10 protein-coding genes are annotated in these 15271 nt (G+C 66.3%); 5 read left to right on the top strand and 5 right to left on the bottom strand.

Annotation, left to right across the window (positions count from 1 at the left end):
* Nucleotides 1-174 precede the first annotated feature (174 nt).
* The 3 genes from A3AS_RS0112760 to A3AS_RS0112750 all read left to right on the top strand — a co-directional run bounded on the left by A3AS_RS0112760 (nucleotide 175) and on the right by A3AS_RS0112750 (nucleotide 4835).
* The gene (locus A3AS_RS0112760; RefSeq protein WP_026201944.1) at nucleotides 175-2019 is read left to right on the top strand and encodes an extracellular solute-binding protein; all 1845 of its coding nucleotides are present in this window, start codon (nucleotides 175-177) and stop codon (nucleotides 2017-2019) included.
* Nucleotides 2020-2023: 4 nt separating this feature from the next.
* A complete protein-coding gene (locus tag A3AS_RS0112755; RefSeq protein WP_018317970.1) occupies nucleotides 2024-3526 on the top strand; it encodes an AMP-binding protein in 1503 nt (500 codons plus the stop codon).
* A gap of 85 nt (nucleotides 3527-3611) precedes the next feature.
* Nucleotides 3612-4835, top strand: a complete 1224-nt coding sequence (locus tag A3AS_RS0112750; protein ID WP_018317969.1) for a hypothetical protein — start codon at nucleotides 3612-3614, stop codon at nucleotides 4833-4835.
* Between the two features lie 115 nt (nucleotides 4836-4950).
* Here the strand turns inward: A3AS_RS0112750 and mfd are convergent, their stop codons facing one another.
* Both mfd and A3AS_RS0112740 read right to left on the bottom strand, forming a co-directional pair.
* On the bottom strand, nucleotides 4951-8469 hold the full coding sequence (gene mfd / locus A3AS_RS0112745; protein WP_018317968.1) for a transcription-repair coupling factor: 3519 nt from the start codon (nucleotides 8467-8469) through the stop codon (nucleotides 4951-4953).
* A complete protein-coding gene (locus A3AS_RS0112740) occupies nucleotides 8466-8756 on the bottom strand; it encodes a succinate dehydrogenase assembly factor 2 (protein ID WP_018317967.1) in 291 nt (96 codons plus the stop codon). The genes mfd and A3AS_RS0112740 overlap by 4 nt, the downstream gene beginning before the upstream one ends.
* 185 nt (nucleotides 8757-8941) lie before the next feature.
* Between A3AS_RS0112740 and recG the strand changes: the two genes are divergently transcribed.
* Nucleotides 8942-11050 (top strand): ATP-dependent DNA helicase RecG, encoded by a 2109-nt coding sequence (gene recG, locus A3AS_RS0112735; protein ID WP_018317966.1) that lies wholly within the window; start codon nucleotides 8942-8944, stop codon nucleotides 11048-11050.
* Nucleotides 11051-11162: 112 nt separating this feature from the next.
* On the opposite strand, the gene A3AS_RS0112730 is transcribed toward recG, so the two are convergent.
* The 3 genes from A3AS_RS0112730 to glmS all read right to left on the bottom strand — a co-directional run bounded on the left by A3AS_RS0112730 (nucleotide 11163) and on the right by glmS (nucleotide 14806).
* A complete protein-coding gene (locus tag A3AS_RS0112730) occupies nucleotides 11163-12020 on the bottom strand; it encodes an NAD(P)-dependent oxidoreductase (protein ID WP_026201943.1) in 858 nt (285 codons plus the stop codon).
* Between the two features lie 104 nt (nucleotides 12021-12124).
* Nucleotides 12125-12895, bottom strand: a complete 771-nt coding sequence (locus A3AS_RS0112725) for a DUF502 domain-containing protein (RefSeq protein ID WP_018317964.1) — start codon at nucleotides 12893-12895, stop codon at nucleotides 12125-12127.
* An 84-nt stretch (nucleotides 12896-12979) separates the two neighbouring features.
* Nucleotides 12980-14806, bottom strand: coding sequence for a glutamine--fructose-6-phosphate transaminase (isomerizing) (gene glmS / locus A3AS_RS0112720; protein ID WP_018317963.1), 1827 nt, complete (start codon nucleotides 14804-14806; stop codon nucleotides 12980-12982).
* Nucleotides 14807-15027: 221 nt separating this feature from the next.
* Between glmS and A3AS_RS0112715 the strand changes: the two genes are divergently transcribed.
* Nucleotides 15028-15246, top strand: coding sequence for a hypothetical protein (locus A3AS_RS0112715; RefSeq protein WP_018317962.1), 219 nt, complete (start codon nucleotides 15028-15030; stop codon nucleotides 15244-15246).
* Nucleotides 15247-15271: the final 25 nt, after the last annotated feature.

The raw sequence follows: 15271 nt of genomic DNA, 5'->3' as shown, positions 1-15271 counted from the left end.
ATTGAGGCAGATAAGTGACGGGCTCGGCGCTCTTGCGCGATTGCCCGCCTTCTTAACGTGGCCGACGAAAAGATCAATGCCGACAACCGTCTTTGGCCACATCCGCGGCTGCGCCCGGTGAAATTCCCTGTGATAGGATTCGAGGCTAGCCGGTCCTCGAATCAACGTGTGCCGATGTTCAAGTTCCAGCGCCTTTTCGAGGGCCCCGGTCTCCGCCTTTACGTCCTTGCCTCTATGCTCGCGCTCGGGCTGTCCGCTGGCGGCGCGCGGGCCGAGGAAGCCCATGCCATCGCCATGCACGGCAAGCCGGCGATGCCGGCCGATTTCACCCACATGCCCTACGCCAATCCCGATGCCCCCAAGGGCGGCCGCTTGATCTGGGGCATTCTGGGCACCTTCGACAGCCTCAATCCCTTCATCGTGAGGGGATTGGCCGTGCAGCAGATGCGGAGCTACGTGGTCGAGAGCCTGCTCGCGCGCGGCAATGACGAGCCGTTCACGCTCTATGGCCTGCTCGCCAGGAGCGTCGAAACCGACGACGAGCGAAGCTTCATCACGTTCCACCTCGATCCGCGCGCCCGTTTCTCCGACGGCAAGCAGGTCACGGCCGAAGACGTGCTGTTCTCCTGGCAGCTGCTGCGCGATCATGGCCGCCCCAACCACCGGCAGTACTACGCCAAAGTCGCCAAGGCCGAGGCGACCGATCCCCTCACCGTCCGCTTCGACCTCGCAGGCGCCAACGACCGCGAGCTGCCGCTGATCCTCGGCTTGATGCCGATCCTCTCGAAGCAAGCGGTCGATGTCGCGACCTTCGAGGAGACGACGCTGACGAGCCTGACTGGCTCCGGCCCCTATCGCGTCACGGCCGTGAAGCCCGGGGCCAGCGTGACGCTGACCCGCAATCCCGACTATTGGGGCCGCGACCTCGCCATCAACCGCGGGCTCTACAATTTCGACGAGATCCGGCTCGACTATTTTCGCGAGGCCAACGGCCAGTTCGAAGCCTTCAAGCGCGGCCTCTATGATTTCCGCGTCGAGCACGAGCCGCTGCGCTGGCACGACGGCTATGATTTTCCGGCCGCCAAAAGCGGCGAAATGATCCGCGACACCGTCAAGCCGGGCCTGCCGCAACCCTCCGAATTCCTGGTGTTCAACACCCGCCGTCCGATCTTCGCCGACATCCGCGTGCGCCAGGCGCTGACGCTTCTGTTCGATTTCGAGCTGGTCAACCGCAACTACTTTTTCGGGCTTTATTCGCGCGTTGCCGGTTATTTCGCCGGCTCGGACCTGTCGGCCTATGGCCGGCCTGCAGACGCGCGCGAGCGCGAGCTGCTCAAACCCTTCGCCGCGCAAATTCGGCCCGAGATCATGGACGGCAGCTACCGTCTGCCGGTGACCGACGGATCGGGACGCGATCGCACCACGCTGCGCGCGGCGCTGAAGCTGCTGTCGGACGCCGGCTACGAGCTCGACGGCACCGTGCTGCGCAATCGCAAGACCAAGGCGCCCTTCACCTTCGAGATCCTGGTCACGACCCGCGACCAGGAGCGTATCGCGCTTGCGTTCCAGCGCGACCTCAAGCGCGCCGGCATCGAGCCGAGCGTGCGAACGGTCGATCCCGTGCAGTTCGACCAGCGCCGGCTCGCTTACGAATTCGACATGATCCAGAACCGCTGGGACCAGTCGCTGTCGCCCGGCAACGAGCAATATTTCTATTGGGGCAGCGCTGCCGCGGACAATCCGGGGACGCGCAACTACATGGGCGCCAGGGATGGCGCGGTCGATACCATGATCGCCGCCCTGCTCGAGGCCCGTGAACATACGGATTTCATCTCGTCGGTGCGGGCGCTCGACCGCGCCCTGATCGCGGGCTTCTACACAATCCCCCTGTTTAACGTATCCGAGCAATGGATCGCGCGCTGGAATCGGATAGAACGGCCCAAGGCCACCTCGCTCTCAGGCTATCTGCCGGAGACCTGGTGGTCGAAGGGGCAGCCGCAAGCTCATCAAGCAAAGTGACGCCGTGAACCAGCCAGCAATATCGCCGACGCTCGACACGTTGTTTCAGCGCACGCTGATGCGGCAGCCGCACGCGCCCGCCCTGCTCGACCCGCTCAACAAGGCCCGCGTGACCGGGCACCAGCCGCGGCGGATGACCTACGCCGAGGCAGACACGGCCATCGAGGCGCTGTCGGCCTATTTCGTCGAATCGGGCCTGCCGGCCAATTCCGTCATCGCCATCCAGCTGCCCAATACGGTCGAGTTCGTGCTGACGGTGCTCGCCGCCCATCGCGCCGGCCTCGTCGTCGCCGTGATGCCGCTGCTCTGGCGGCACGCGGAACTCACCGCCGCGCTCAACCGCACCGCGGCGCGCGCGATCGTCACCATGAGCACGGTCGACGGCGTCAGCTATGCCGATCTGGCGATGCATGCGGCCGCCGAAGCCTTCTCGATCCGTCACGTCTGCGGCTTCGGCACCGATCTGCCCGAAGGCATGGCTTCGCTCGACGACGTGTTGGCCCGCCCGCCGGGCACCACGCGCGCCGTGATCCAGGACGGCCGCAAGGCGGCGATGATCTCCTTCGACGTCACCGCGGAAGGCTTTCGCCCGGTACCGCGACCGCATTTCAGCGTGATCGCCGGTGGCCTTGCAATGTCGCTGGAAGCCGACATCCGGCAGGGCGCGACCGTGATGGCGGCATTCACACCGATGTCGTTCGCAGGGCTCGCCTCCTCGCTTGCTGTGTGGCTGCTCTCCGGCGGCGCGCTGGCGCTGCATCATCCGTTCGAGAACGACGTGCTGGAGCAGCAGATCAACGAGCATGGATGCGAGGTGCTGATCGCGCCGGCGCAGCTTGCCTTGCGGCTCGGCGATGCCGACCTGGCGGCGCGGATGCCGACCTTGCGCAACGTCGTCGGCCTGTGGCGCGCGCCCGAGCAGGTGGCGGCGAGCGATGCCTGGATCGCGCCACATGCCCCGCTGACCGACGTCTACCTGTTCGGCGAGGCCGGGCTGTTCGGCGCCCGCCGCGGCGAGGACGGCATGCCGGTTGCGGTGATGCCCGGGCCGCATGGCGCTCCGCGTGAGCAATCCGGCTCGTCCATTGCCGGCGAGATCCTGCTGACGCCGAAGGGCACGCTCGGCCTGCGCGGCGCGATGGTGCCGATCGCGGCCTATGCCCCGCCGCAGCCGGTCGGCGACACGCTGATCGCGCAGCCGCCGCGAGACTATGTCGACACCGGCTATGCCGCCCGGCTCGACCGTCCGAGCGGCGCAATCTGCATCACCGCGCCCCCCTCCGGTATCATGGCCGTCGGCGGCTACCGCTTCCTCTCCAACGACCTCCAGGAATGGGCGCGCCGGCTCGGCCAGGGCGCCCTGCTCACCGCGCTGCCCGATCGGCTGTCCGGCCACCGGCTGGCCGGACGCGCCCAGGACAATACCCGGGCCCGCGAGGCGCTCAGCGAGCTCGGGCTTAACCCCCTGATGGTCGAAGCTTTTCGCGACCGTTCCGGCCCGGTCTAGCCGCAGTTTCGCCTGGTGCGTTGACGCTGCATTAAGGCGGCCAAACTAGATTGCGGGGCATCTGTCGCGTGATCAGAGTTTGCGAATGTCCCAGGCGGGCCCGATCCTGTTTGTGTCCAATGCCGAGCGGCCGCCCTTCATTGCGGCGCTGGACGAGGCCCGGCTCTTTCCCGTCGTCGACACCGACTGGGCCAGCGCAGCGCGCGCGGTCGAGCAGGTCCAGCCGGCCGCGGTTCTCGCCCAGATGTCCGGCGGTCACGAGCCGCATATTGCGCCGCTCGCCAAGAAGATCGCCGACCAGCCGCTTTACCTTCCCTTCGTGGCCCTCGATGCGATGGGCATGCTGCCTCACAACGCCCTGCCGTTCTCCTCGCGCGGCGGCAATTCCGACCGCCTGATCGCGCGGCTTCGCGCCGCCTTGCGCGTGCGCACCCTGCACGCCACGGTGCTGCGCCGGCTGCCGGAAGTGAAGGTCGCGTTGCCGGAAGGCGATCCGGCCCGCGATGCCACCGTGCTCCTGATCGGCCGCGGCTCGGCCTATCCCGCGCTCTCTGTCGCACTCGGCGAACGCGCCGGCGTGGTCGGCGCGCTCTCGATCGAGGCCGCCGCGAAACACCTCAACACCCGCGACCTCGACGGCGTCGTGCTCGCCGAGGGTTTTACCGCGCGCGTCACCGACGCCTTTCTCACGGTGCTCGCCGAGGACACCCGCTTCCGCAGCCTGCCCGTCGTCGTCACCGCACACCAGCTGACGCAGACTTACGACCTGCCCAATCTCGAGCTGATCCCGGGCGAGCCGGCGAAGGTCGCGGCCAATGCGCTGCCCCTGATCCGCCAGCATGCGATGGAAGCACAATTGAGCCGCACGCTGCGCTCGATCGATGCCGGCGGCTGGCTCGATCCGCGCAGCGGCCTGCTGACGGTCGAAGCCTTCGCCCGCGATTTCGCCAAGGCGGTCGAGCAGACGCTGGCCCGCGGCGGCGGTCTCTCCGTCGCACGCTTCGCCTTCGACCCCGGCAATTCCCGCGCCCAGCTCGATGCCGCCCGCATCCTCAGCCGTCTGATGCGGCAGATGGATTTCGGCGCGGCGCAGAAGGACGGCTCGGTCATCGTCGTGTTCGCGGAAACCGACTTCCGCACCGCCCACATGATCGCCCGCCGCCTCTCGGCGGTGATGCGTCACACCTCCAACGGCAAGCACGAGATGCGCAGCGAGCCCGTCGTCAGCGTGGATTCGCTGTCGCCGTCGGATAATGCGCGCTCGCTGCTGGCGCGGCTGTCCGCGGATGCGTCGCGAGCGGCGTCGTAATTACAACCTCGCTGTCGTAGGGTGGGCAAAGCGAAGCGTGCCCACGATATCCCTCGTCTTTGAAAGATGGTGGGCACGCTTCGCTTTGCCCACCCTACGATATCTGGCCCGATCCTCACGCCGCCTTCTTGCTCTCCGCGAGCTGCGCCAGCTGCCGCATGATCTCCGTCGTCCCCACGAGACGCTCTTCCGGCGTCTCCCAGTCCTGCAGGAACACCACCTTCATGTCGGGCCGCACCTTGGCGGCCTGGCCGTAGCTGCGGATGAACGACACCAGGCGGTCGGGATAGGCGAAGGAATTGTCGCGGAAGGCGATGACGGCGCCCTTCGGGCCGGCGTCGATCTTGCCGACATTGGCCCTTCGGCAGAACGCCTTGATCGCGGCGACCTTGAAGAGGTAGCGCACCTCGTCCGGCAGCACGCCGAAGCGATCGCGCATCTCCGCGCCAAAATTCTCGATCTCCTCCTCGGTGTCGAGATCGGCCAGACGCCGGTACAGTGACAGCCGCACCGAGAGATCGCCGACGTAATCCTCCGGGATGAGCACGGGCATGCCGATCGTGATCGACGGCGACCAGCGGTCGGCGGCGGGCTCGGAGACGCCGGCCTTGAGGTTGACGATCGCCTCCTCCAGCATCGACTGATAGAGCTCGAAGCCGACCTCCTTGATGTGGCCGGACTGCTCCTCGCCGAGCAGATTGCCGGCGCCGCGAATGTCGAGATCGTGCGAGGCGAGCTGGAAGCCTGCCCCCAGCGTCTCCAGCGATTGCAGCACCGTGAGCCGGCGCTCGGCCTGCGCCGTGATCTTCTGCTGCGCCGGCAGTGTGAACAGCGCATAGGCGCGCAGCTTGGAGCGGCCGACGCGGCCGCGCAGCTGATAGAGCTGGGCCAGACCGAACATGTCGGCACGGTGGACGATCAGCGTGTTGGCGTTGGGAATGTCGAGGCCGGACTCGACGATCGTGGTGGACAGCAGGATGTCGAACTTGCCGTCGTAGAACGCGGTCATGATGTCTTCAATCACCGCGGGCGGCATCTGGCCGTGCGCGACCGCGACCTTCATCTCCGGCACGTTCTTGTCGAGGAAATCCTTGACCTCGGCGAGGTCGTCGATGCGCGGCACCACGTAGAATGCCTGGCCGCCGCGATAGCGCTCGCGCAGCAGCGCCTCGCGGATCATCAGCGGATCATGCGGGGCGACGAAGGTGCGCACCGCGAGACGATCGACCGGGGGCGAGGCAATGATCGAGAGCTCGCGCACGCCGGTCAGCGCCAGCTGCAGCGTGCGCGGGATCGGAGTTGCCGACAGCGTCAGCACGTGCACCTCGGAGCGCAGCGCCTTCAGTCGCTCCTTGTGAGTGACGCCAAAATGCTGCTCCTCGTCGACGATGACGAGGCCGAGGTCGCGGAACTTGATCGCCTTGCCGAGCAACGCGTGGGTGCCGACCACGATGTCGACCGAACCGTCGGCGATGCCCTTCTTGACCAGATTGAGCTCCTTGGTCGCGACCAGGCGCGAGGCCTGCGCAACGTTGACCGGAAATCCCTTGAAGCGCTCCGTGAAGGTCTTCGCGTGCTGGCGCGCCAGCAGCGTGGTCGGGACCACGACGGCGACCTGCTTGCCTTCGAGGGCCACGGCAAAGGCCGCGCGGAGCGCGACCTCGGTCTTGCCGAAGCCGACGTCGCCGCAGATCAGCCGGTCCATGGGACGGCCGAGTTCGAGATCCTTCAGCGTGGATTCGATCGCGCCTAGCTGGTCCTCGGTCTCGTCATAGGGGAAGCGCGCGCAAAACTCGTCATAGAGGCCCTGCTGCACCGGCAGCTTGGGCGCTTCGTGCAGATGGCGCGCGGCGGCGATCTTGATCAATTCGCCCGCGATCTCGCGGATGCGGTTCTTGAGCTTGGCCTTGCGGGTCTGCCAGCCACCGCCACCGAGGCGATCGAGCTCGACCGTGGTCTGGTCCGAGCCGTAGCGTGACAATAGCTCGATGTTCTCGACCGGCAGGAACAGTTTTGTTTCGGCGGCATAATGCAGCTCGAGACAGTCATGCGGCGCACCCGCGACATCGAGGGTCTGGAGGCCGATGAAACGGCCGATGCCGTGATCGACGTGGACGACGATGTCGCCCGCGGCAAGGCTCGTCACCTCCGAGATGAAATTGTCGAGCTTGCGGCTGGCCTTGCGCGGCCGCACCAGGCGGTCGCCAAGGATGTCCTGCTCGCTGATGAGCGCGATCTCGTCGGTCTCGAAGCCGCTTTCGAGGCCGAGCACGGCGAGCATGGTCTCGTTGCGCGGGGTCGCCTGCACCGTGCGCCAGGAGTTGACGCTGGTGGTATGGGCGAGCTTGTGGTCGCGCAGCATCGAATTCATGCGGTCGCGCGAGCCTTCGCTCCAGAGCGCGATCACGACCTTCTTGCGCTGGGCGTGCAGCGCCATGACATGGCTGACCACGGATTCGAATACGTTGACGGTCGTGTCGTTGCGCTCCGGCGCGAAATCGCGGCCCTTGCGCGCCCCGGCGTCGACGACACTGGTCCCGTCAGCCCGAACCGAGAACTGCGTCAGCCGCAGCAGCGGCATGTCGCTCTCGCGCTTGGTCCATTCCTCGCCGGTCAGATAAAGCCGGTCTGGCGGCAGCGGCTTGTAAATGGCGCCGCCGCCGGGATGCTCCATGGCGTCGCGGCGGGCCTCGTAATAGTCCTGGATCTGCTTGAAGCGCTCGCGGACGGCGTCCTCGGCCTGCGGCTCGATCGCGATGGGAGCGCCTTGCAGATAGTCGAACAGCGTGTCCATCCGATCCTGGAACAGCGGCAGCCAGTGCTCCATGCCGGGATGGCGGCGGCCCTCGCTGACTGCCTCATACAGCGCATCGTCGCGTTCGGGCGCGCCGAACTCGGCGACATAGCCCATGCGGAATCGGCGGATGGTGTCGGTGACGAGCTGGAATTCCGAGATCGGCACCAGGTCGAGCGAGCGCATGTCGAGCAGCGTGCGCTGGGTCTCGGCATCGAAGGAGCGGATCGATTCCAGGCTGTCGCCGAAGAAATCGAAGCGGACGGGCTGATCGAGGCCGGCCGGAAACAGATCGAGGATGCCGCCGCGTACGGCGTATTCGCCGGGCTCGCGCACGGTCGACGAGCGGTTGTAACCGTTGTGCTCGAGCCAGGCGACGATAGTGTCCATCGGCACCACGTTGCCGGGAGCAACCGACAGTGCCTGCGCCGCGACGAGCTCGCGCGCGGGCACGCGCTGCACGACCGCGTTCACCGTGGTCAGCACGATCAGCGGCTTGTCGCTGCCGGTGAGCGAGGCCAGCCGTGCCAGCGTGGTCAGGCGTTGTGCCAAGATGCCGCCATGCGGTGAGACGCGGTCATACGGCTGGCAGTCCCAGGCCGGGAAAGTCAGCACCGGCAGATCGGGCGCGAAGAACTGCAGCGCGCGTTCGAGCTGCTGCATGCGCGGACCGTCGCGGCAGACCACGGCAAGGCTGACGGCCGGCTTCTTCGGCCGCGCCGCGATGGCGCGGGCGAGATCGGAGACGACAAGGCCTTCGGCGCCTTCCGCGACATTGGCGAGCGTCAGCACACGGCCGGGCGCAAGCAGCTCGGCCGGAGATTTCATTCCCTGCTTCATGCGTCGCGGTCCGCGATCGGATAGGCCTTGATGCGGGCAAACAGCGCGCCAATGACATCGGCCGGCAGCACCTTGTCGCCGGTGATGGCGGCATAGAGATCGGGATCGTTGACCTCGAGCAGCGTCTCGAGCTCATCGAGCTCGGCGTCGGACAGATTGCCGATCTCGGCATCCGCGAAGCGGCCGAGGATCAGGTCCATCTCGCGCGTGCCGCGGTGCCAGCAGCGGAACAAAAGCCGCTTGCGGCGGTCGTCCAGCCCGCTGCTCGATCGTGTCGTTCCCGTCATGTCTCAAATCCAGTCAAACGCAGAAAGCCCGGACGTGCCGGGCGGGGCTGATATAGCCATTCGGGGTGGCCGTGTCAGCCCTCGATTTGGCAAGCCTGCCGCCCGGGTTGCGGCCGCGAAAAAAGCCGTGGATGCCCGGCATAAAGCCGGGCATGACGGGCCGAAACGATCCTAGATTCGCATCCATGCGCCCCAGCCTGCTCAATCCGCTGTTTGCTCCCGTGACCAGCCTGCCCGGCGTCGGTCCGAAGCAGGACAAGCTGCTGCAGTATTTGCTCAGCCGCAATGAGACGCCGCGGCTGGTCGATCTGCTCCTGCACCTACCCAGCCAGGTGATCGACCGCCGGGCGCGGCCAAAAATCCGCGACGCGGCGGTCGGAACCATGGTGACGCTGGAGGTCACCGTCGACCGCCACCGCCCGCCTCCGCCGCGCAACGCGCGCGCGCCCTATCTCGTCTATGCCAGCGACGACACCGGCGACGTCGTGCTGACCTTCTTCCGCGCCAAGCCCGGCTATGTCGAAAAACTGCTGCCAATGGGGGAGAAGCGCTACGTCTCCGGCACGCTGCAGATGTATGAAGGCATCCCGCAGATCGTGCATCCCGACCGCGTGCTGGACGAGGAAGCGATCTCGAAACTCTCAGGGATCGATCCGGTCTATCCGCTGACGGAAGGCCTGGCGCTCGGCTCGCTCCGCCGCGCGATCGCCCAGGCGCTGCAGAAGCTGCCTTCGTTGCCGGAATGGATCAGCCCGGAGGTGATGCGCCGCTGCAGTTTCCCGCCGATCGCCGAGGCGCTCAACCGCGTGCATCGGCCGGTCGAGCTGACGGACATCCTGCCCGACCAGCCGTTCTGGTCGCGCCTCGCCTTCGACGAGCTCCTGGCCGGCCAGCTCGCGCTCGCCCTGATCCGCGCGCAACTCCGCCGCCCAGCCGGCGTCCGCAACGCCGGCGACGGTCACCTGCGCAACAAGATCATTGACGCCCTGCCCTATGCGCTGACGCCCTCCCAGCGCAGCGCAACGGCCGCGATCGCCGAGGACCTGCAACAGCCGGTGCGCATGCTGCGTCTGTTGCAGGGCGACGTCGGCTCCGGCAAGACCGTGGTCGCGCTGCTCGCGGCCGCAGCCGTCGCCGAAGTGGGAAAGCAGGCGGCGCTGATGGCCCCGACCGAAATTCTGGCGCGGCAGCACATCAAGACCATCGCGCCGCTCGCCGAGCGCGCGGGCATGCGGGTCGCGATCCTCACTGGCCGCGAAAAGGGCAAGGAGCGGCGCGAGCTGCTGGCGCAACTCGAAGCCGGCGAGATCGACCTCGTCGTCGGCACCCACGCCCTGATCCAGGACGACGTGATCTTCCACGATCTCGCCCTCGCCATCGTCGACGAGCAGCACCGCTTCGGCGTGCGCGAACGCCTCGCGCTCACGTCCAAGGGCGAAGCGGTCGACGTGCTGGTGCTGAGCGCGACGCCGATCCCGCGCACGCTGGTGCTGACCTATTTCGGCGACATGGACATTTCCGAGCTGCGCGAAAAGCCGGCCGGCCGCCAGCCGATCGAAACCCGCACCATATCGATCAGCCGCCTCGCCGAAGTCACTGACAGCATCGGCCGCGCGCTGCAGGCCGGCAAGCTGGTTTACTGGATTTGCCCGCTGGTCGAGGAGTCCGAGGCCGAAGGCACCGAACACCTCACCAACGCGACGAAACGTTTCGAGAGCCTGCAGAAGCGTTTTGGCGACCGCGTCGGCCTCGTCCACGGCCAGATGAAGGGCGCCGAGAAGGACCGCGTGATGGGCCAGTTCGCCGCCCACGAGATCGGCTTGCTGGTCGCGACCACCGTGGTCGAGGTCGGCGTCGACGTGCCGGCGGCGACCATCATGGTGATCGAGAATGCCGAGCGTTTTGGCCTTGCCCAGCTGCACCAGCTGCGCGGCCGCATCGGACGCGGCTCGGAGGCTTCGACCTGCCTGCTGCTCTACTCCGAGCCGCTCGGCGAGATGTCGAAGGCACGCCTGAAGGTGATCCGCGAGACCACCGACGGTTTTCGCATCGCCGAGGAAGACCTCAAGCTGCGCGGCGAAGGCGACGTGCTGGGCGTGCGCCAGAGCGGCCTGCCCGGCTACCGCATCGCGCGCTCGGAGGTCCACGGCCAGCTCATCACCCAGGCCAGAGACGAGGCGCTGCGCATCCTCAAGGACGATCCAAAGCTGAAGGGCGAGCGCGGCGAGGCGCTGCGGTGCCTCTTGTATCTGTATGAGCGCGACGAGGCGATCCCGCTGATTGGGGCGGGCTGAGGTTCAGGCGCGACGTCTCCTCCTCGTCATTGCGAGCGCAGCGAAGCAATGACGCATGGACACACAGACCCGCGCACTTCGACCAAACTGCCGGAGCGATGGTGCGGGGCCACTAGGCCTTCTTCCGCGCGATCCCCGCGGCAAACGCCTTCATCAGCGCCGCATCCGCCGCCTCGCCGCTTGCATCCTTTGCAAGATGCTCGAACCATCTGGCAAACCCCTCGTAGATCTGGCTGGCCGGATGATCCGGGCCGAGGAAACCGGAAATCTCACGCATCTCGGCGACCCAGCGATAGGCCTTGGGGATCATGTCGGGCAGCGCGACTTCGAGCCGCGCCAGGACCGCGGGCTGGCTCAGCGCCAGTTCGTCGCGCAGCGCATCCGCAGCGCCCGCTTTCGTCGCCGCAACCACCATGGCCGAGCCGATGCCGGCGAGGCCCTTGACGATGCCGGCGTACGACATCTTTAGAGCCGATGCCGCGCCGACCGGGCCCTCGACGACACGCACATCGAGGCCAAAATCCTTCAGCACCGCGACGTCCTTCGCGTGCTCGCCGCACACATAAAAGGCCGGGCTCTTGCCGCCCGGCTGCGGCGGAAAACCGATGATGCCGCCATCGACGAACGGCGCCTGCGCCGAGCCGATGATCTCCTCAATTCTCTGCACGGTATCGACGTTGACGGCGTTGCAATCGACCACGATTGGCTTCTTGTCGCGCCTGACGATCAGCGCGGCCAGCCGTTCAGCCAGCGCGACGGCTTCGCCCGGCGGCACGATCGAGAGGATGATGTCGGCGCCCGCAATTTGATTGTCATCGGCACCGACCATGCCGGCTTCCGCCGCGCGTTTCCGCGTCGCCTCGCTCCGCCCGTCCAAAGACGTCAGCACGCGCGCGCCATGCTCGACGAGGCGGCGGGCGACGGCGCCGCCCATGGCGCCGGGTGCGAGAATCGCAATGGTCTTGGACATCATGTACTCCAGATCGAATTCCGAGCGGGGCGCTCAGGCGAACCGAAGACTATCAGAGGATGCGAACCGCGCGTGACCGACGGCCATCCCGCAGCGGAATGGCCCTACTCCACCTTCGCAGGCTCGGGCTGAAGCGCGGACGCGTTGGCGATGCGCGCGGCATTCGCCATGCCCGCGAGTGCCGCGGCCTTTTTCGGATCGGGTGCCGAGCCCGGCTGGACCACGCCTGCCGACATGATCAGCGTCGCCGCGTCCTCGGCGGTGAGGTCGACCTCGATGATCTTGCTCTTCGGGACATAGAAGAAGAAGCCGGTGGTCGGGTTCGGCGAGCACGGCAGGAACACCGAGACGTGCTCCTCCTGCCCCGGCAGGTTGCGCGCGATGTCCTCGTTCGGCGATTGCGAGATCAGTACGATCGACCACATGCCCGGCGAGGGAAACTCGACCAGTCCGACCTTGCGGAAGCTCGAGCCCTTGCCCGAGAACAGCGTCTCGAACACTTGTTTCAGGCCGCGATAGATGGCGCGCACCGCCGGGATCCGGCCGAGGAACGTTTCGCCGACATCGACCAGTGTCCGGCCGATCAGATTGGCTGCGAGGAAACCGACCAGCGTCAGCGTGAAAAATGCGACAACCAGTCCCCAGCCGGGAACGACATACGGCAGATAGGTTTCCGGCCGATAGGCCAGCGGCACGAACGGCCGCACCACGCCGTCGACCCAGGTGACGAACCACCAGACCAGATACAGGGTGATGGCGATCGGCCCCGTCACCACGAGGCCAGTCAGAAAATAGTTGCGGAAGCGGCCCATCAGGCCGGTATGCGGTTCCGGGAGCGGATCAAGAGGCGCAGGCGCGTCGTCGCGGGGGGTCATTCGGGTTCCAGGTCGGTCGCAGCACACAAGCTAGAGTCTTCTAGCAGGTTTTGGAAGACCGCGACCGCCTGATATCCCTTCTGCCTATTCCACGGTCACCGATTTCGCGAGGTTGCGCGGCTGGTCGACGTCGGTCCCCATGACGACAGCCGTGTGATAGGCGAGCAGCTGCACGGGAACGGCATAGACCATCGGAGTGAAGGCCGCCGCCATGTCGGGCATGACGATGGTGACGAGGGACTCGACAGTCGCCTCCTCCGCACCCTTCGCGTCCGTCATCAGGATGATGTTGCCGCCGCGGGCGGCGACCTCCTGCATGTTTGACACCGTCTTTTCGAACACCCGGTCGTGCGGCGCGATGACGACGACAGGCATCGTCTCGTCGATCAGCGCGATCGGCCCGTGCTTGAGCTCGCCGGCGGCATAGCCCTCGGCGTGGATGTAGGAGATCTCCTTCAGCTTTAGCGCGCCTTCGAGCGCAAGCGGGAAGCTGGTGCCGCGGCCGAGATAGAGCACGTCGCTGGACTTGGCGATCCGGTGCGCGAGCTTTTCGATCTGCAGCTCGGTGGTGAGCGCATCCGCCATCAGGCGCGGGACCTCGACGAGGCCATGGACCAGCTTGGTCTCGTCCTCATCGGACAATTCGCCTCTGGCCTTGCCGGCCGCGATCGCAAGGTTTGCCAGCACCATGAGCTGGCAGGTGAAGGCCTTGGTCGAGGCGACGCCGATCTCGGGGCCCGCGAGCGTCTGCAGCACGGTCTCGCTCTCGCGCGCGATCGTCGAGGTCGGGACGTTGACGACGGCGACCGTATGCACGCCCTCGGCCTTGGCATAGCGCAGTGCCGCAAGCGTGTCGGCGGTCTCGCCCGACTGCGAAATGAAGATGGCGAGATCGCCCTTGCGCAAGGGCGCCTCGCGGTAGCGGAATTCGGAGGCGACATCGACCTCGACCGGCACGCGCGCAAAGCGCTCGAACCAGTATTTTGCGACGTAGCCGGCATAGCTCGCGGTGCCGCACGCCGTAATGTTGATGCGCTGGATGTTCTTGAAGTTGAACGGCAGCTTGACCGGCAGCGCGACACGTTCGGTCGCCATGTCGACGTATCGCGCCAGCGTATGGCCGACCACTTCCGGCTGCTCGTGGATCTCCTTCGCCATGAAGTGGCGATAGTTCGCCTTGTCGACCAGCGAGGTCGAGGCGGCATGCTTGATCTTGTCGCGCTGGACGGCATTGCCGTCCTTGTCGAAAATCGACGCGCTCTTGCGGGTCAGCACCACCCAGTCGCCGTCCTCGAGATAGCTGATCGTGTCGGTGAACGGGCCGAGCGCGATGGCATCCGAGCCAAGATACATCTCGCCGTCGCCGTAGCCGATCGCCAGCGGTGGCCCGTTGCGGGCGCCGATCATCAGGTCGCCATCGCCGGCGAAGATGAAGCCAAGCGCGAAGGCGCCGCGGAGCCGCCCCAGCGCCAGCTTGACGGCTTCGACCGGCTTGTTGCCGCGCGTGAGCAAATCGTCGACCAGATGCAGCACGATCTCGGTGTCGGTCTCGGTGTGGAACACCGTGCCCTTTTTCTCGAGCTCCTCGCGCAGCTCGCGGAAATTCTCGATGATGCCGTTGTGGACCACGGCGACGCGATCGGTCGCGTGCGGATGGGCGTTGTTGACGGTGGGCTTGCCGTGGGTGGCCCAGCGGGTGTGGCCGATGCCGGTGGTGCCCAGGAGCGGCTCGGCTTCCAGCCGCTTCTCCAGGTTCTTCAGCTTGCCCTCGGCGCGCCGGCGCTCGAGGTGCTTGCCTTCGAGCGTGGCGACGCCCGCCGAGTCATAGCCGCGATATTCAAGACGTTTGAGCGAATCCACCAGCTGCTCTGCAACCGGCTCGCGCCCGAGAATGCCGACAATCCCGCACATGCGGATCACTATCCCCCAAATCGTCGAAAAATCGCCTAAACGACGCGCTCGGTTTTTAGCGAAAATCCCAGGGAACCATATACTCAATATTTATTGCGGATTGAGACAGCATGGACCGCAACCTGAGCTTCGCCTGCGTCGAATTGGCCGGCCTTAGACCGCGCACGTTAACTTGTTGTCAATATGTTTGACCAACGATTCCGGTGCAGGAGAGCAAAGCCATGAAAGGCTCGTCCGACCGCAAAGGTCTGTCATCGATGTACTTGCGCGCCAGCGAAACCACGGGCACGCACCTGGCGCATTGGCCGCCGCCCCAGCGCGGCAAGGAAAGCAAGCCGGTCTTCCTGAAGCACGCTCAAGGCGAGCCGGCCAAACGCGCCAAGCCGCGCGGTTGGCGCCTGACCCGCGCGATCTTCTCCGAATTCGCCGACGACGAGTAGGGCCACGTAAGAAGCCCCTCATGGT

This window comes from Bradyrhizobium sp. WSM2793, assembly GCF_000379585.1.
Taxonomy (GTDB): Bacteria; Pseudomonadota; Alphaproteobacteria; order Rhizobiales; family Xanthobacteraceae; genus Bradyrhizobium.
Note: the sequence above shows the minus strand (reverse complement) of the source record. Positions and strands in the feature narration are given on the sequence as shown.

Excerpts from the sequence above, each read along its gene's own strand:
- A3AS_RS0112760 (WP_026201944.1), top strand. The coding sequence starts at position 175 with ATGTTCAAGTTCCAGCGCCTTTTCGAGGGCCCCGGTCTCCGCCTTTAC.
- A3AS_RS0112750 (WP_018317969.1), top strand. The coding sequence starts at position 3,612 with ATGTCCCAGGCGGGCCCGATCCTGTTTGTGTCCAATGCCGAGCGGCCG.
- mfd (WP_018317968.1), bottom strand. The coding sequence starts at position 8,469 with ATGAAGCAGGGAATGAAATCTCCGGCCGAGCTGCTTGCGCCCGGCCGT.
- A3AS_RS0112740 (WP_018317967.1), bottom strand. The coding sequence starts at position 8,756 with ATGACGGGAACGACACGATCGAGCAGCGGGCTGGACGACCGCCGCAAG.
- recG (WP_018317966.1), top strand. The coding sequence starts at position 8,942 with ATGCGCCCCAGCCTGCTCAATCCGCTGTTTGCTCCCGTGACCAGCCTG.
- A3AS_RS0112730 (WP_026201943.1), bottom strand. The coding sequence starts at position 12,020 with ATGTCCAAGACCATTGCGATTCTCGCACCCGGCGCCATGGGCGGCGCC.
- A3AS_RS0112725 (WP_018317964.1), bottom strand. The coding sequence starts at position 12,895 with ATGACCCCCCGCGACGACGCGCCTGCGCCTCTTGATCCGCTCCCGGAA.
- glmS (WP_018317963.1), bottom strand. The coding sequence starts at position 14,806 with ATGTGCGGGATTGTCGGCATTCTCGGGCGCGAGCCGGTTGCAGAGCAG.
- A3AS_RS0112715 (WP_018317962.1), top strand. The coding sequence starts at position 15,028 with ATGAAAGGCTCGTCCGACCGCAAAGGTCTGTCATCGATGTACTTGCGC.